Annotated in this window: 15 protein-coding genes; 9 read left to right on the top strand and 6 right to left on the bottom strand. The window is 66.2% G+C overall.

Annotated features, from left to right (window positions below):
- Nucleotides 1-27 precede the first annotated feature (27 nt).
- A complete protein-coding gene (locus Q9Q95_RS10250) occupies nt 28-1173 on the bottom strand; it encodes an acyl-CoA dehydrogenase family protein (RefSeq protein ID WP_306096640.1) in 1146 nt (381 codons plus the stop codon).
- 149 nt (nt 1174-1322) lie between these two features.
- On the opposite strand from Q9Q95_RS10250, the gene Q9Q95_RS10255 reads away from it, so the two are divergent.
- Nucleotides 1323-2756 carry an MFS transporter gene (locus Q9Q95_RS10255; RefSeq protein WP_306096642.1) on the top strand — a complete coding sequence of 478 codons (1434 nt, stop codon included), beginning with the start codon at nt 1323-1325 and terminating at the stop codon, nt 2754-2756.
- Nucleotides 2757-2973: 217 nt separating this feature from the next.
- Here Q9Q95_RS10255 and Q9Q95_RS10260 read toward each other — a convergent pair whose 3' ends face one another.
- Both Q9Q95_RS10260 and aceA read right to left on the bottom strand, forming a co-directional pair.
- Complete coding sequence (locus Q9Q95_RS10260) at nt 2974-3132, bottom strand: hypothetical protein (RefSeq protein ID WP_306096959.1); 159 nt, start codon at nt 3130-3132, stop codon at nt 2974-2976.
- A gap of 11 nt (nt 3133-3143) precedes the next feature.
- The gene (gene aceA / locus Q9Q95_RS10265) at nt 3144-4421 is read right to left on the bottom strand and encodes an isocitrate lyase (RefSeq protein WP_306096644.1); all 1278 of its coding nucleotides are present in this window, start codon (nt 4419-4421) and stop codon (nt 3144-3146) included.
- 198 nt (nt 4422-4619) lie between these two features.
- Here aceA and Q9Q95_RS10270 point away from each other — a divergent pair, with 198 nt between their 5' ends.
- From Q9Q95_RS10270 to Q9Q95_RS10285, 4 genes are all read left to right on the top strand, one after another.
- Nucleotides 4620-5999 (top strand): short-chain fatty acyl-CoA regulator family protein, encoded by a 1380-nt coding sequence (locus Q9Q95_RS10270; RefSeq protein WP_306096646.1) that lies wholly within the window; start codon nt 4620-4622, stop codon nt 5997-5999.
- Between the two features lie 167 nt (nt 6000-6166).
- Entirely contained in the window at nt 6167-6577 is a 411-nt protein-coding gene (locus tag Q9Q95_RS10275) for a DUF2147 domain-containing protein (RefSeq protein ID WP_306096648.1), read from the top strand.
- A 45-nt stretch (nt 6578-6622) separates the two neighbouring features.
- Entirely contained in the window at nt 6623-7924 is a 1302-nt protein-coding gene (locus Q9Q95_RS10280) for an OmpP1/FadL family transporter (RefSeq protein ID WP_306096650.1), read from the top strand.
- A gap of 121 nt (nt 7925-8045) precedes the next feature.
- Nucleotides 8046-8540 carry a GAF domain-containing protein gene (locus Q9Q95_RS10285; protein ID WP_306096651.1) on the top strand — a complete coding sequence of 165 codons (495 nt, stop codon included), beginning with the start codon at nt 8046-8048 and terminating at the stop codon, nt 8538-8540.
- Between the two features lie 137 nt (nt 8541-8677).
- Here the strand turns inward: Q9Q95_RS10285 and Q9Q95_RS10290 are convergent, their stop codons facing one another.
- Complete coding sequence (locus Q9Q95_RS10290; RefSeq protein WP_306096653.1) at nt 8678-10453, bottom strand: ABC-F family ATP-binding cassette domain-containing protein; 1776 nt, start codon at nt 10451-10453, stop codon at nt 8678-8680.
- A gap of 74 nt (nt 10454-10527) precedes the next feature.
- On the opposite strand from Q9Q95_RS10290, the gene Q9Q95_RS10295 reads away from it, so the two are divergent.
- The 4 genes from Q9Q95_RS10295 (at nt 10528) to Q9Q95_RS10310 (ending at nt 14188) form a co-directional block, all read left to right on the top strand.
- Nucleotides 10528-10869 carry a hypothetical protein gene (locus Q9Q95_RS10295; RefSeq protein ID WP_306096655.1) on the top strand — a complete coding sequence of 114 codons (342 nt, stop codon included), beginning with the start codon at nt 10528-10530 and terminating at the stop codon, nt 10867-10869.
- A 36-nt stretch (nt 10870-10905) separates the two neighbouring features.
- Nucleotides 10906-11574 carry a response regulator transcription factor gene (locus Q9Q95_RS10300; RefSeq protein WP_029937243.1) on the top strand — a complete coding sequence of 223 codons (669 nt, stop codon included), beginning with the start codon at nt 10906-10908 and terminating at the stop codon, nt 11572-11574.
- A 106-nt stretch (nt 11575-11680) separates the two neighbouring features.
- Nucleotides 11681-13030: a HAMP domain-containing sensor histidine kinase gene (locus Q9Q95_RS10305; RefSeq protein ID WP_306096941.1), complete on the top strand. Its 1350-nt coding sequence runs from the start codon at nt 11681-11683 to the stop codon at nt 13028-13030.
- Nucleotides 13031-13558: 528 nt separating this feature from the next.
- The gene (locus tag Q9Q95_RS10310) at nt 13559-14188 is read left to right on the top strand and encodes a class I SAM-dependent methyltransferase (protein WP_306096660.1); all 630 of its coding nucleotides are present in this window, start codon (nt 13559-13561) and stop codon (nt 14186-14188) included.
- A gap of 39 nt (nt 14189-14227) precedes the next feature.
- On the opposite strand, the gene Q9Q95_RS10315 is transcribed toward Q9Q95_RS10310, so the two are convergent.
- Entirely contained in the window at nt 14228-15217 is a 990-nt protein-coding gene (locus Q9Q95_RS10315; protein ID WP_306096661.1) for an LLM class flavin-dependent oxidoreductase, read from the bottom strand.
- A 104-nt stretch (nt 15218-15321) separates the two neighbouring features.
- The gene (locus Q9Q95_RS10320) at nt 15322-15690 is read right to left on the bottom strand and encodes a hypothetical protein (RefSeq protein WP_306096664.1); all 369 of its coding nucleotides are present in this window, start codon (nt 15688-15690) and stop codon (nt 15322-15324) included.
- Between the last annotated feature and the right edge of the window lie 28 nt (nt 15691-15718).

Genomic DNA, 15718 nt, shown 5'->3' on the forward strand with positions numbered 1-15718 from the left:
AACCCCTCCCGCGAGCGGGAAGGGAATTTACCCGCCCCGCCTCAATGTCTCGCGGGCGATGATCAATTGCTGGATCTGGCTGGTGCCTTCGTAGATCCGGAACAGCCGCACGTCGCGGTAGAGCCGCTCGATGCCGTAATCGGCGATATAGCCCGCCCCGCCGAAGATCTGCACCGCGCGATCGGCGACGCGGCCGACCATCTCGCTGGCGAAATATTTGGTCGCGGCGGCTTCCATCGTGGTGTTGTCGCCGGCGTCCTTCTTCGCCGCAGTCTCGAGCATGAGCGCGCGCGCCGCCATCGCTTCGGTCTTCGAATCGGCGATCATCGCCTGGATCAGCTGGTGCTCGGCAATCGGCTTGCCGAATTGCTTGCGTGTCGACGCATAGGCCACGCAATCCGCGATCAGCCGCTCGGCGACGCCGACGCACACCGCCGAGATGTGCAGCCGGCCGCGATCGAGCACCTGCATCGCAAGTCTGAAGCCCTGGCCCTCCGCGCCGAGCCGGTTGGCGGCGGGAACCGGGGTGTCGTCGAACACCACGTCGGCGACGCGCGCGCCCTTCTGCCCCATCTTCTTCTCGGGCTCGCCGATCGACACGCCGGGCAAGTCGCGCGGCACGAGGAAAGCGGAGACTCCGCGGCCGCCGGGTTCGTCGCCGGTGCGGGCCATCACGGTGAACAGCTGCGCCTTGTCGGCATTGGTGATGAACCGCTTGGTGCCCGAAAGGCGATAGACGTCGCCGTCGCGGACGGCGCGGGTCTTCACCGAGCCGCTATCGGAGCCGATATCGGGCTCGGTGAGCGCGAAGCTGGTGACGATCTCGCCGCTGGCGATGCGCGGCAGCCATTCGGCCTTTTGCTGCGGGGTGCCGGCCATCACCAGCCCTTGGCTGCCGATCCCGACATTGGTGCCGAAGGAGGAGCGAAACGCCGGCGTGGTGCGACCGAGCTCGATCGCGACCTTGCATTCCTCGACCATATTCAGACCGAGTCCGCCATATTCCTCGGCGATCGACAGCCCGAACAGGCCGAGCCCCTTCATCTCCTCGATCACCGCGTCCGGGATGGCGTCGGCGGCTTCGACATCGCCTTCGAGCGGACGCAGCCTTTCGCCGACGAAGCGGCGGATCGTATCGATCAGCGTATCGAAGATCTCGGGGTCGAGCGCCATCGGAGCAACCGTTCCTGTTGTTCGAACCGGCATTCTATAGCTGCGGCTGCGTATCGGGCAAGCCATACCCGATATTCCAATCGTCGTGATTGACGCGGCTACCACACCTCCTATGGTGCGCCTGAAGAGCATAGTTGAGAGGATCGGCGATGGCGGCGAACCAGGCCAATGCGAGCGCGCCCGCCGTTCCGCCGGTGCGTCGCGTGCGCCAGGCGACGATGCTCGCTTACGGCTTCGGCGCGGTCGCCTATGGGGTGAAGGACCTCTGCTTCTCGACCTTCCTTCTGCTGTTCTACAATCAGGTGCTCGGACTGCCCTCGGCGCAGGTCGGCTTCGCGATCATGTGCGCCTTGCTGCTCGACGCGTTCATCGATCCGGCGATCGGTTTCCTCTCGGATCGCGCTGGCGGGCGCTGGGGACGGCGGCATCCCTGGATGTATGCTTCGGCGGCGCCGATCGCGCTCGGCTGGCTGCTGCTATGGAACCCGCCGGCATGGTCGCAACCGGCGATGCTGGTCTGGGTGTTCGCGACCGCAGTGCTCGTGCGGACTGCGGTCTCGGCCTATGAGGTGCCGTCGCAGGCGCTGAGCCCGGAGCTTTCGGCCGATTATGACGAGCGGACGCGGATCATGGCGTATCGCTATCTGTTCGGCTGGGCGGGCGGCATGGCGATGCTGATGGCATCGTACGGCTATTTTCTCGCCGACGGGCTGCTCGACCGGCGCGGCTATGTCGGCTTTGCCGCCGCGGGGGCCGCGGCGATGTTCGTCGCGATCCTCGTCTCGGCGCTGGGCACCCACCGCGAGATCGCCCGGCTGCCCCGTGCCGAGATCGAGCGCCAGTCGCTTGGCCAGAATTTCCGCGAGCTGCGCGAGAGCGTGCGCAACCGCGCCTTCCTGATCCTGATGGCGGCGGGGATCTGCTATTATTCGGCGCAGGGAATCAGCTATGCGCTGTCCAACTATCTCTACGCCCATGTCTGGGGCTTTCGCGGCGCCGATTTCCAATGGCTCGGGCTGGTCCTGCTGCTCGGGGTGATCGGGGCGTTCCTGATCTCCCCGCGGGTGGCGAAGCGGACCGGCAAGCCGGTCGCCGCGATGGGATTCATGATCAGCGCGGCGATCCTGCTGACCCTGCCCTATTGGCTGCGGCTGGCGGGGCTGTTCCCGGCGCCGGGAAACCCGCTGCTGGTGCCCCTGCTGCTGTCGATCTTCACCGTCAACGCCACCTGCGTGGTCTCCTCGACGATCCTCGGCGCGTCGATGATGGCCGATGTCGTCGAGCATTCCGAGGTCGAGACCGGACGACGGTCCGAAGGGGTATTCTTCGCCGGCGCCTTCTTCGTCCAGAAATGCACCAGCGGACTCGGCATCTTCGTCGCGGGCTCGATCCTCGCTCTGGCCGGCTTCCCCGAGGCGGCGAAGCCGGGGACGGTGCCGGCCGAGACGGTCGACCGGCTGACCATCCTGTTCGCTGCACTCTATCTCTCGCTCGGCTTCGCCGCGGCGTTCTTCTACCGGCGCTTCCCGTTCGGCAAGGCCGAGCATCTCGCGCGGGTCGAGCGGCTGGCTGGTAGCGCTTGAGCGACAGAGCGGGACCATACCGATACTGCTCATCATCCGTTCGCTCCGAGCGAAGTCGAGAAGCGTGAGAGCAAGCGTTTCTCAACTTCGCTCGAAACGAACGGAAAGGAATATCCCGCATTCCAGCGCTGTGCGCTGAACGCGGAAATGCCCGCCGGGGTGTGACCCCCGGCGAGCATCCTTTCCTCCCCAGGAAAGTCTGGCCTCAGGCCCAGAGTCAGGCGACCCGGCCGAGGCGATGATAGAGATTGGCGTATTTGGTCGATTCAGGGGCGTCCTTGACCTTCTCGAGATGGGTGCCGACCGCTTCGCGGATCAGGCGGAAATCCTCGGTCGAGAAGACGGCGCGGCTGCGCTGGGGTTCTCCGGTCATCATCGTGCCTCCTTTCAGGCAGCTTGCTGGTTGAACTGGGCGGCTTCGGTGCTTTCGGCGAGCGCGGTGGTCGAGCTCTCGCCGCCGGCCACGGCCTGGGCGATCGCGTCGAAATAGCCGGTGCCGACCTCGCGCTGATGGCGCGTCGCGGTGTAGCCATGGCCTTCCGCGGCGAACTCGGCCTGCTGGAGCTCCGAATAGGCGGCCATGCCCCGGTCCTTGTACCCGCGCGCCAGCTCGAACATCCCGTAATTGAGCTGGTGGAAGCCCGCGAGCGTGACGAACTGGAACTTGTACCCCATCGCGCCGATCTCGCGCTGGAAACGGGCGATGTCGTCCTTGTCGAGATTCTTCTCCCAGTTGAAGCTGGGCGAGCAATTATAGGCCAGCATCTTGTTCGGATGCGCGCGCTTGATCGCTTCGGCGAAGCGGCGGGCGTCGTCGAGATTGGGCTTCGACGTCTCCCACCACAGCAGGTCGGCATGGGCAGCGAAAGCGAGCCCGCGCTTGATGCAATGATCGACCCCGGTGCCGTCCTTCAGGCGGAAAAAGCCCTCGGCGGTGCGCTCGCCGGTGAGGAATTCGTGATCGCGTTCGTCGACATCGCTGGTGATCAGCTTCGCGCTCTCGGCATCGGTGCGTGCGCAAATCACCGTCGGCACGCCACAGACGTCCGCGGCGAGCCGGGCGCTGTCGAGGTTGCGGATATGCGCCTGGGTGGGGATCAGCACCTTGCCGCCGAGGTGCCCGCATTTCTTTTCCGATGCGAGCTGGTCTTCATAATGCACCCCGGCGGCACCCGCGGCGATATAGGCCTTCATGATCTCGAAGCAGTTGAGCGGCCCGCCGAAGCCGGCCTCGGCATCGGCGACGATCGGCGCGAACCAGTCGCGGGTGGCGCCGCCTTCCATATGCTCGATCTGATCGGCGCGCTGGAGCGTGGCGTTGATCTTGCGCGCCAGTTCGGGACCGGCATTGGCGGGGTAGAGCGACTGATCGGGATACATCTGGCCGGCGGTGTTGGCGTCGGCGGCGACCTGCCAGCCGGAGAGATAGATCGCCTTCAATCCGGCGCGGACCATCTGCATCGCCTGATTGCCCGAGAGCGCGCCGAGCGCGTGGACATAATCCTCGCTGCCGAGCAGCTCCCACAGCTTGAGCGCACCGCGGCGGGCGATGGTGTGCTCGATCGGCAGCGAGCCGCGGAGCCTGGCCACGTCTTCGGCGGCATAGGGACGGACGATACCGTCGAAGCGGCCACCGGGAGCAGGAACGAGGTCTTCGAAGGTCATCGTCTGTCACTTCCTTGACAAGAAATCAGTGTCGGAAGCCAGATTGCGCCCTAAATTGACTAACTCAATCGAATCTCAATTCATCTCCGGGTCTATCGGTGGCTGAAAATGCACCTTCGCTTGTAATCGTGTAAATAGATTTACAAACTGCTCGAATCATCGAGTGTCGAACATAACAAGAACGGGGCAAATAGGAAAATGGCGGATCCGAAACTGTTTGCCGGACATGCGGTCCGCCGCCTGCGCCGCCAGCTGGGGCTGAGCCAGGTGGCGATGGCCGAGGCGCTGGAAGTGAGCGCGAGCTATCTCAACCTCGTCGAGCGCAACCAGCGCCCGGTTTCGGCGACGCTGATGCTCCGGCTCGCCCAGACCTATGACTTCGATCCGCGCCGGCTCGCGGCGAGCGAGCCCGGCGGCGGCGGCGAGGCGCTGCGGCGCCGGCTCGCCGACCCGCTGTTCGCCGATCTCGAGATCGACCGGCACCAGATGGAGGAATGGCTGGCCGGGGCGCCGGGCGGCGCCGAAGCCTTTGCGCGCGCCTATGACCGGATCGGCGCGGGGACGGGCACGCTGCCCGAGGCCGACGATCCCGGCCGGCAGGTTCGCCGCGAGATCGAGCGCTGGCGCAACCATTTCGCCGATCTCGACGCCAAGGCCGAGGCGCTTGCCGACGAACTCCGCATCGCCGCGGGCGATCTCTACGGCGCGATGGCCGAGCGGCTGCGGGCCAAGCATCAGCTCGCGGTGCGCATCCTCCCCGCCGACGTGATGCCCGACCGGATGAAGCGGCTCGACCTGCATGCGCGCCAGATCCAGCTCTCCGAAATGCTCGATTCGTCTGCGCGCAGCTTCGCGCTCGCCGAGCGGCTGGCCGAGGAGGCGCGGCCCGAGATCGACGCGCTGGCCAAAGGTGCCGCGCTCGACCGCGTCGCCGAGCGGCTCTATCGGCGGCACCTCACCGGCTATTTCGCCGCGGCGGTGATGATGCCCTATGCCCGCTTCCTGCGCGCGTGCGAGGCGAGCGGCTATGATCTCGAGCTGCTTCAGCGCCGCTTCGGGGCGAGCTTCAGCCAGGTCGCGCACCGGCTGACCACGCTCCAGCGAGTCGGCGCGCGCGGACTGCCTTTCTTCCTGCTGCGAGTCGATCGGGCCGGGCAGATTTCGAAGCGATACGCCGGAGCGAGCGCCTCGCCGTTGGCCGATGGCCCCGGAATCTGTCCGCTGTGGAATATTTTTGAATCCTTCGCCCGCGATGAATTGGTCAGCCAATTGGTCGAGCTCGAGGATGGCAGTCGGTGGTTCACCCTGGCGCGCGCGGTCCAGCCGCAGGGTGCCCGGGTGGCGAGCGTTCCCGCGCGGTTCGCGCTGGGCATCGGGCTGGCCGCGAGCGAGGCGCGCACGCTTGCCGTAACGGCGGGGCGCGATCTGGCCGGACGTGCCGTACCGATCGGGCTCGGCTGCCGGGCGTGCACGCGCCCCGATTGCCCGCAGCGTTCGGCGCCGCCGGCCGGGCGGGCAGCGCTGCTTTCGAACGAACGCGAGAGTGGGGTGACGCCGTTCGGCTTCGCCATGGACTGAGCCTCGCCGACATACCGCAGACGCAAATCGCCATATTTCGGTCGGCTTGCGGTGGAACCAGCGCGCTCCCCCGCGGTTGCGTGCATCGAGTTGCGTGCCATGGGTCGCTGCCACGAGCCGCTGTCGGTCGCACCCGCGATACGACAGGGCGTGCCGAGAGGATGTTTATGTTGCTTACCCTGATTGGATTGACCCTTGCGGCGGCCAGCCCGCAATCGGCCGATGCGGCGGTGGGCCGCTGGAAGACCGAGACGCGCGGCGGGATCGTCGAGATCCAGCGCTGCGGCGCCTCGATCTGCGGACGGCTCGTGACGTCCGACATGCTGCGCACCAATCCGAATCTGAAAGATACCAAAAATTCGAACGCGGCGTTGCGCAACCGGCCGCTGCGCGGGATGCAGATCCTCAGCGGCTTCACCCAGAGCGGCAATTACTGGACCGGCGGCAAGATCTACAATGCCGAGGACGGCAAGACCTATGGCTCGGACGTGACTCCGCTGGGCGCCGACCGGCTCAAGGTGCGCGGCTGCGTGTTCAAGCCGTTCTGCAAGACCCAGACCTGGACCCGCGTGCGCTGATCGCGCCGCCAGTCAGTTTTCGTACCGCGTACAAGGACCAATAGAATGTCGCATCTCAAGCTTTCGCTCGTCGCCGCCACTGCGCTGGCGGGCTCGACCGGTTTCGCCGCCTCGGCCCATGCCCAGGCCTTTTACCTGCAGGAGCAGTCCGCCCGCGCCGCCGGCCGCGCCTTCTCGGGCGAGGTCGCCGATACCGGCGCCGCGTCCTTGTGGTGGAACCCGGCGTCGATCGCCGGCGCCACCGAGGGCGAGGCGACGATCAGCGCCTCGCTGATCCTGCCGCGCGGCGAAGTGAGCGACGCCGGCACGCTGATCCGTCGCCCCGGCGGCACCTTCGCCCCGGTCGGCGGCGACGCGACGACGCGCAATCCGATCAATAACGGCGTGCTGCCCTCGGGCGCGATCGCGATACCGTTCGGCGACCGCGTCGCGGTCGGCCTCGCGGTGACCTCGCCGTACAGCTTCACCACCGATTATCCGGAGACCAGCTGGGCCCGCTACAGCGCGCTCAAGACCCAATTGCGCACGATCGACATCCAGCCGAGCCTCGCGGTGGCGGTGACCGACTGGCTGCGCGTCGGCGCCGGCGTCAATGTCGAATATACCGACGCCAGCCTCGCCAATGCGCTGCCCAACGTCTCGGCGGCGCTGCCCGACGGCAAGCAGGAGCTGAAGGGCGACGGCTGGGATCTCGGCTGGAGCGCGGGCTTCCAGATGCACAATGACGCCGTGACGATCGGCATGAGCTACAAATCGGCGATCAAGCACAATCTCAAGGGCGATCTCGAGGTCAGCGGGCTGGTCGGCCCGCTCGCCGGCTCGAACCTGTCGCTGTCGGACATCACCGCGAATTTCTACACCCCGGCGCAGGTGATCGTCGGCGGGCGCTGGCGGCTGAGCGACCGGTTCACGCTCAACGGCCAGGCGGTGCATTATCAGTGGAGCAAGTTCGACGCGATCCGGCTCGGCGCGCCGGTCAGCCAGGCCATTCCTGAGAACTATCGCGACACGTGGAGCCTCGCGGGCGGGTTCGATTATGCCGCGTCTGACAAATTGACCGTGCGCGCCGGCGTCCAGCGCACCCAGACCCCGACGCGCGACGGCGAGCGCGACGCGCGCGTGCCCGATTCGGACCGCTGGAACTATGGCGTCGGCGCTTCCTATGCGCTGACGCCGAAATTCACCCTCGACGCCGGCGCCAATTATGTCGATTTCGAGGACACCAGCATCGACCGCGTCACCGCGGCCTATCCCGGCACCGCGGCGCAGACGCCGATCCTGACTTCGGGCACGCTCACCGATGCCCGCGCATTGGTCTTCTCGCTCGGCGGGCGGATGCGATTCTGATCGCGGCCCGCCGCCGCATGGTTGCGGCGGCGGGCGCGTTTTACGGAGGCGGGACGTTACCGGGGCTTAGGAGTTTGCGACTAGCGGAAGCATGAATTCAAAAATTGCGGGACTTTTCAGCGTGTTGTCTTTTCTCAGACCAGCAAAACCCGACAATGAGGCCGAACGGCAGGCGGCGGTCGACCGCTATGGCGTGACGAAGAAACGCTCGCGGGTCGCCGACGCGCTGGTAGCCGATGCGGCGAAGCTGTTCGACGCCAAATTCGGCATCGCGACGATCATCGATCGCGAGAAGATGATCGTCACCGCGCGCTATCGGAGCGATCTCGAGGAAGTCGATCGCGCGATCTCGTTTTGCGGGCATGCGATCCTCAACCCGCACAATGTGATGGTGATCTTCAATGCCGGCATCGATCGGCGCTTCGCCGGCAATCCGCTGGTGCGCGGCAGCCCGAACATCGCATTCTATGTCGGCGCGCCGCTGATCGCGCCGTGCGGGCAGGTGCTCGGGGCGCTCTGCGCGATCGACAATCTGCCGCGCGCGCAATTGCTGCCCGAAGCGCGCGCCGAACTGCAGCGGCTCGCGGGGCGGGTGACGGAGGAATTGCTGCGCTAGCGTTCCGCTGAATCCTCCCCCGGAGGGAGGGGGAACCGAGAAGCGGTGGAGGGTAAGGTAGCCCCGAGCAACATCGCCCGTCGAGAATACCCCTCGGTCAGCCCGCGGCTGCCACCTCCCCATTCGGGGAGGATCGTTCAGCCCAAAGCCTCGACCTGTTCGGCCAATTCGAGCCAACGCATTTCCGCTGCGTCCTTCTCCTCGCGCAGCTTGCCGATGCCGTCGCTCAAACTGGCGAACCTGCCCGGATCACGGGTGTAGAGATTCGGATCGGCCAATGCCGCCTCGTCGCGGGCGATCTGCGCCTCGATCTCCTCGATCCGCCCGGGCAGCAGATCGTAATCGCGCTGGTCCTTGTAGCTGAGCTTGGTCGCCTTGGCCTTCGGCGCCTCGGCGACGGGTTTCGCCGCGGCCTTTTTCGGCTCGACGCGTGAAGTGCGACGCGCTTCCCAATCGGCATAGCCGCCGGCGACGACATCGACCTTGCCGCTGCCGTCGAGCCCCAAGGTCACCGTCACGGTGCGATCGAGAAAGTCGCGATCATGGCTGACGATCAGCACGGTGCCTTCATAGTCGGCGATGACTTCCTGGAGCAGGTCGAGCGTCTCGAGGTCGAGATCGTTGGTCGGCTCGTCGAGCACCAGCAGGTTCGACGGCCGCGCGAACTCGCGCGCGAGCAATAGCCGCGAGCGCTCGCCCCCCGAAAGCGTGCCGATCTTCGCATCGGCGAGATTGGGCTCGAACAGGAACTCCTTGAGATAGCCGTGGATGTGCTTCTTCACGCCGAGCACGTCGATCCATTCGCCGCCCTGGGTCAGCACGTCGCGCACCGTCTTCGCCGGGTCCATCAGGCTGCGCTGCTGATCGATGATCACTTCGTCGAGCGTCCTGGCCAGCCTTACGCTGCCTTCGTCGGGCGCCAGTTCGCCGGTGAGCAGCCTGAGCAAGGTGGTCTTGCCCGCGCCGTTCCTGCCGACCACGCCGATCCGGTCGCCTTTGGTCACCCGCAGCGTCAGGTCCTTGATGATCGTGCGCTCGCCGAAGCGCTTGGTGATGTTCTTGGCGTCGATCACCACCTTGGTCTGGGCATCGTCGCTGCCGATCTGTAGTCGCGCTGCGCCCTGCGGACCCATCATCGACGCGCGCTCGGCACGCATTTCCTTCAATTTGGTCAGCCGGCCCTGGTTGCGTCGCCGTCGCCCGGTGACCCCGCGCAGCAGCCAATGCTCCTCGATCTTGAGCTTCGCGTCGAGCTTCTGCGCGTTGCGTTCTTCCTCGGCATAGACTTGCTCGGTCCACGCCTCGAATCCGCCGAAACCGATCTCGGCGCGGCGGATCGTCCCACGATCGAGCCACAGGGTCTGCCTGGTCAGCCGGGTGAGGAAGGTGCGATCGTGGCTGATCGCGATGAACGCGCCGGTATAGCGCCCGAGCCAGCTTTCGAGCCAATCGATCGCGGCGATGTCGAGATGGTTGGTCGGCTCGTCCATCAGCAGCACGTCGGGATTCTGGGCCAGCGCGCGGGCGATCGCGGCGCGCCGCCGCTCGCCGCCCGAGGCGGTCGCCGCCTCGCGGCCGAGATCGATGCCGAGCTGGCCGGCGATCGCCTCGGCCTCGTAGCGTTCGGGAGCGTCGTCGCCGGCAAGGACGAAATCGAGCAGGGTCGCGAAGCCGGCGACCTGCGGATCCTGCTCGAGCAGCACGACGTGGGTGCCCGGCTGGATCGTCCGGCGGCCTTCGTCGGAATCGATGCGGCCGGCGATCAGGCGGAGCAGCGTCGATTTGCCGGCACCGTTGCGGCCGATCAGCGCGAGCCGGTCGCGCTCGCCGATATAGAGATCGAGCCCGCGAAACAGCCAGCCCGAGCCCTGGATCAGCCCGAGGCCCTCATATGCAAGTACAGGTGCAGCCATGGCGGGGCACCTAGGGGGCTCGCGCCCGCGCCGCAAGTTGCCCGCGCGTGACCGGCACGTTCAGGGGCTATTCAATGGCGGGACCCTATGCCATGCGCATGAAGATGCTGGTTAAGCCTGTTTTCTGCGCGTGTCTGGCAGCTCTCTCGTTCGCCGGGAGCGTCGACGCGCGCGCGTCCGACGCGCAGGACAGCGGCCAGGAAGCCGCAAGCCAGCGCCGCATGCAGGGCGACCTGCTTCCGGTGCGCGAAATCGAGCGCCGCGTCGTCCCCCGCATGCCCGGGGCACAGTATCTCGGTTTCGACTATGAACCGTCGACGGGCGTTTACACGCTCAAATTCCTGCGCAATGGATCGGTGATCTGGGTGGACGCGGACGGGCGGACGGGCAACATCCTTCGGCGCACCGGCAACTGAGCGTCGCGGCAGGCGCAACGGCACAGGGATTAGAGAATGCGACTTTTGATCGTCGAGGATGAACCCAATCTCGGACAGCAATTGCGCAACGCGCTCGAGGGCGCGGGCTATGCCGTCGATCTCGCCACCGACGGCGAGGAAGGGCATTTCCTCGGCTCGACCGAGCAATATGACGCGGTGATCCTCGATCTCGGCCTGCCCGAGATCGACGGGCTCACCGTGCTCGACCGCTGGCGCAAGGAAGGCAAGACCACGCCGGTGCTGGTGCTGACCGCGCGCGACAGCTGGTCGGACAAGGTCGCCGGACTCGATGCCGGCGCCGACGATTATGTCGCCAAGCCGTTCCAGACCGAGGAGCTGATCGCCCGGCTGCGCGCGCTGATCCGCCGCGCCTCGGGCAATGCCTCGGCGGAGCTCATTGCGGGCGACATCCGCCTCGACACCCGCAGCGGCAAGGTCACCAAGGCCGGCGAGCCGGTCAAGCTCACCGCGCAGGAATACAAGCTGCTGAGCTACCTGCTCCACCACAAGGGCAAGGTGGTCAGCCGCACCGAGCTGATCGAGCATATCTACGATCAGGATTTCGATCGCGATTCGAACACGATCGAAGTGTTCGTGACGCGGATCCGCAAGAAGCTCGGCGCCGACGTGATCACCACCATCCGGGGGCTGGGCTACAGCCTCGAGGAACCCGCGGACGCCTGAGATGGAGCCAGCCGGGGACAGCGTCCCGTCCCCCTTGAACGACGAAGCGCCCGAACCGCAGCCGCGCTATTACGCGCCACGCGCCACCGGTTCGGTGAGCCGGCGGATGATCCTGATCGCGAGCGCGTGGATCTTCGTGTTGCTGGTCGGCGGCGGCGTCGCGCTCGATCGGGTGCTGACCACGGCGATCACCCGCAATTTCGACGAGCAGCTCGATTATCTGCTCACCTCGATGATCGTCTCGGCCGAGCTCGATTCGCTGGGCCAGGTCATCCTGAATCGCGAGCTGGCGGACCAGCGCTTCCTCGAACCCGGTTCGGGCGCGTATTGGCAGATCAGCGGCAAGGGGTTCGAGCCTTTCCCGTCGCGCTCGCTGTGGGACCGCAAGCTGCGGGTCAACCAGCGCCACGACGACCGCGAGCTCCACATCTATGACAGCGACGAATTCGTCGACAAGACGCCGCGGGTCGATCGCGATCCCAACGATCCGAGCAACCAGCTGCTGCGGATCGCCGAACGCGACCTGAAGCTGCCCGGTTCGCCGGTGCGCTGGAAATTCCAGGTCGCGCAGAGCCGCGACGGACTCGACGCGCAGATCGCCACCTTGCGGCGAACCCTCGTGCGCAGCTTCGTCTTGCTCGGGCTCGGGCTGATCGTGATGGTCGGGCTGCAGACCTGGTACGGGCTGTTGCCGCTGCGCAAGGTGCGCAAGGAGATCGCACGGCTGCGCGCCGGCAAGGCCAAGCGCATCGAGGACCGCATGCCCGCCGAGATCGCGCCGATGGTCGACGAGCTCAACGCGCTGGTCGAGCACAACGACCGCCAGGCCGAGGAAGCGCGGCGCCACGCCGGCAATCTCGCCCATGCGCTCAAGACGCCGCTCAGCGTGATCATGAACGCCGCGGCGGCGGGACAGGAAGACCTCGCCCCCACGATCATCCGCGAGGCGCGGACGATGCGCCGCCAGATCGACCACCATCTCGCCCGCGCCCGCGCGGTCGGCCGCCGCGGCAGCGCGCATAGCCGCGCACAGGTCTGGCCCTCGGTCGAGGCGGTCGAGCGCGCGGTGGCGCGGCTCTATCCCAATGTCCGCATCGACGTGGACGGGCAGAAGGACCTGATCGCGCATATCGAGCGGCAGGACCTCGACGACCTGCTCGGCAACCTCGTCGAGAATGCCGCCAAATATGGGGGCGGCAGCGTGTTCATCACGGTGCGCGTCGAGGCCGGGTTCGTCGAGATCCTCGTCGAGGACGATGGCGGGGGCATTCCCGAAGCCGACCGTATCCGCATCTTCGACCGCGGCGTGCGGCTCGACAGCGGCAAGCCGGGCACCGGGCTCGGCCTCGCGATCGTCCGCGACGTCGCCGAGATTTACGACGGCACCGTCAGCCTCGAGGAGAGCGAGGATCTGGGCGGACTGCTCGTACGGCTGCGGCTGCCCGCAGCGAACTGAGCTCCGGTTCTCAGCTCAGGACCGCAATATCCTCCAGAACTACGCGGTGCGGGTGCCGATGCGGCACCTCCCAAGGGGTTCCTGTGGGCCTTGGCTTGACTAAATTGACGGAGACGCGATCTATCTCGCAACATTATTTCGCGCGCGAATTCCTATTCTTCCAACAAGTTGAAAGAGCGGCCGGCGACGAGCCGACCGCGCGAGCCAAGCACCCGAAATCCTACATTGCAAGCCGCAGCGACGGCGATCGGACCAAGGCGTGGCCCCATAAGCGGACCGGCGGAAAACGCCCGTTGACGGTAGCCTGTATTGCTTGCGGCTTGCCCTCGGGCTTCGGGTAGGCCGCATCAAGACGATCGAGTTTTTTTCGAATGCCGCCGGCCTGCGCAACAATTCGGTCCGATTGCTATCGACAACGGCTGTGCGTTACCTGCCAAATTCGTGGCCGCTCGCTTCAGAGCGCCATTTTGAGCGGTCAGGGGCGCGCCACTTCGTCTCGCCCTGGGCTCTCGCGGGGAGGAGGACGCAATGACAGGCGCGGTCGATTTCGGTGATCTCAGGCGCTTCACGCCCTTCTGCACGAATTGGGGAAACACGCGCGGCTCCGTGATTGACCGCTATTTGATAGATCCCTTCATTGCGCTCTCGCTGAGAGGGACCTCGGGACGCTATCTCGAGTGCGGCGGTATTCGCTACCGCAATCTGGTGGGTGACGATCAGGTCACCAGCTACGACGTGCTCGATATCAGGGAGAATACGCCAGGACTGACGATCCAGGCTGATCTGCATGATCTGTCATGCCTTGGCGAGGGAAGCTTCGACGTCATCATCTGCACGCAAGTTCTTCAATATGTCGCCTCGCCAGGTCGGTGCGTGGAGGAGCTGCACAGGGTCCTGAGAGCGGGAGGCGTCCTGCTGCTCTCGGTGCCGTTCATCGAAAAGGACAATGTCGGCCTGGGGGACAATTGGCGGTTCACCCGGAAACAGGTGATCGATCTGCTCCAGCCGTTTCAGGAATGCGCGGTGCAAGGACGAGGGAATCTGCTGTCGTCGATCGCGTACCTCCAGGGCTTGTCAGCGGAAGACATGGATGCCGGCGATCTCATCAGAACCGACCCGGTCTTCTATCAGCTGGTCGTGGCGGCGGCTAGAAAATGAGGGCGTCAGCCGGGTCCAGGGCCCGGCGCTGGCCTCGCTTCAGAGCCCTTTCATCGCCTCCGCCGCGATCGTCAGGCTCTTCCTGCGGGCTTCATGGTCGAACATCGCGCTGGTGAGGATCAATTCATCGGCGCCGGTACGGGCAAGGAAGGCGGCGAGCTGCTCGCGCACCTTGGCGGGGCCGCCGATCGCACTGGCCGAAAGCACATGATCGAGCGTCGCATTGCCGTGCGCGCCGAGGCTCTCGCGATAGCCGCGTACCGGCGGGGGCAGCTGGATGCCGCGTCCGGTGGTGCGGATCGCGACGAACGCCTGTTGCTGCGAGCTGGCGAGATATTCGGCCTCGTCGTCGGTATCGGCGGCGAAGACGTTGAAGCCGAGCATCAGATGCGGCTTCTCCAAAGCCGCCGACGGACGGAAATTGCGGCGATAGACCTGACCGGCCTCGTCGAGCAGCCCCGGCGCGAAATGCGAGGCGAAGGCGTAGGGCAGCCCCAGCGCCGCAGCGAGCTGCGCGCCGAACAGGCTCGAGCCGAGGATCCATAATTTGACGTCGGCGCCCGCGCCGGGCGTGGCGCGGATGCCGGTCTGGCCGTCATCGGCGAAATAGCTCTGCAGCTCGACCACGTCCTGCGGGAATTCGTTGCCGTCGCCGCCCATCCCGCGGCGGATCGCGGCGGCGACCCGCTGATCCGATCCGGGCGCGCGACCCAGCCCGAGATCGACGCGGCCGGGGAACAGCGCGTCGAGCGTGCCGAACTGCTCGGCGACCTGGAGCGGCGAATGATTGGGAAGCATGATGCCCCCTGCCCCGACGCGGATCGTGGAAGTCGCGGCGCCGACATGCGCGATCACCACCGCGGTGGCGGCGCTGGCGATTCCCTCCATGCCGTGATGCTCGGCCACCCAATAGCGCGTGAAGCCGAGGCTCTCGGCATGGCGCGCGAGATCGGCGGCGTTGGCCAGTGCCTGTCCGGCGCTCCCGCCCTGGACGATGGGAACGAGATCGAGCAGCGAATATGCGGTCATGGACGAGGAGATGGGTGGCGCACCGCCCGTCCGCCAGCCGAAGCTTTGCTTTCAGGCGGCGAAGACGTTCGTTGCCGTCGCACGCCGGGACTCGTCTGGCGGCGCTATGACCGGATCGTCTGGCCGTCGGGCAGGCGGCGAAGGCGACGAAGCCCGATCACGATCGCCATCGTGATCAGCGCGGCCGCCATGTCGGCGAGCCAATCCAGTATGTCGGACGATCGGTGCAGCGCCGGGATCGCCTGCACGATCTCGATCAACGCGCCGAAGCCGGCGAGCGCGAGCACCAGCGTCATCGGCCGCAACCTCGGATATCCTGCGTTGGCGAGGATCGTCAGCACGACAAAGGCAAGGATGTGCTGGATCTTGTCGGTGGGCGCGCCGGGGAGCTGGGGGGGCTTGGGCAGGACCGCCATCACGAAAGCGAAGATCAAGGCGATCCAGAAAGCGAATCGGCAGAGGCGTTCGAACATGTGCCTCCCTACCGCACAATCACCCGCC

This window comes from Sphingomonas sp. DG1-23, assembly GCF_030730875.1.
In the GTDB taxonomy this organism is placed as follows: Bacteria; Pseudomonadota; Alphaproteobacteria; order Sphingomonadales; family Sphingomonadaceae; genus Sphingomonas.

What these genes read in the sequence shown, in the direction of transcription:
- Q9Q95_RS10290 (WP_306096653.1), bottom strand. Translation starts at nt 10,453, where the DNA reads ATGGCTGCACCTGTACTTGCATATGAGGGCCTCGGGCTGATCCAGGGC.
- Q9Q95_RS10295 (WP_306096655.1), top strand. Translation starts at nt 10,528, where the DNA reads ATGGCGGGACCCTATGCCATGCGCATGAAGATGCTGGTTAAGCCTGTT.
- aceA (WP_306096644.1), bottom strand. Translation starts at nt 4,421, where the DNA reads ATGACCTTCGAAGACCTCGTTCCTGCTCCCGGTGGCCGCTTCGACGGT.
- Q9Q95_RS10260 (WP_306096959.1), bottom strand. Translation starts at nt 3,132, where the DNA reads ATGATGACCGGAGAACCCCAGCGCAGCCGCGCCGTCTTCTCGACCGAG.
- Q9Q95_RS10315 (WP_306096661.1), bottom strand. Translation starts at nt 15,217, where the DNA reads ATGACCGCATATTCGCTGCTCGATCTCGTTCCCATCGTCCAGGGCGGG.
- Q9Q95_RS10280 (WP_306096650.1), top strand. Translation starts at nt 6,623, where the DNA reads ATGTCGCATCTCAAGCTTTCGCTCGTCGCCGCCACTGCGCTGGCGGGC.
- Q9Q95_RS10275 (WP_306096648.1), top strand. Translation starts at nt 6,167, where the DNA reads ATGTTGCTTACCCTGATTGGATTGACCCTTGCGGCGGCCAGCCCGCAA.
- Q9Q95_RS10255 (WP_306096642.1), top strand. Translation starts at nt 1,323, where the DNA reads ATGGCGGCGAACCAGGCCAATGCGAGCGCGCCCGCCGTTCCGCCGGTG.
- Q9Q95_RS10300 (WP_029937243.1), top strand. Translation starts at nt 10,906, where the DNA reads ATGCGACTTTTGATCGTCGAGGATGAACCCAATCTCGGACAGCAATTG.
- Q9Q95_RS10270 (WP_306096646.1), top strand. Translation starts at nt 4,620, where the DNA reads ATGGCGGATCCGAAACTGTTTGCCGGACATGCGGTCCGCCGCCTGCGC.
- Q9Q95_RS10250 (WP_306096640.1), bottom strand. Translation starts at nt 1,173, where the DNA reads ATGGCGCTCGACCCCGAGATCTTCGATACGCTGATCGATACGATCCGC.
- Q9Q95_RS10305 (WP_306096941.1), top strand. Translation starts at nt 11,681, where the DNA reads ATGATCCTGATCGCGAGCGCGTGGATCTTCGTGTTGCTGGTCGGCGGC.
- Q9Q95_RS10310 (WP_306096660.1), top strand. Translation starts at nt 13,559, where the DNA reads ATGACAGGCGCGGTCGATTTCGGTGATCTCAGGCGCTTCACGCCCTTC.
- Q9Q95_RS10320 (WP_306096664.1), bottom strand. Translation starts at nt 15,690, where the DNA reads ATGTTCGAACGCCTCTGCCGATTCGCTTTCTGGATCGCCTTGATCTTC.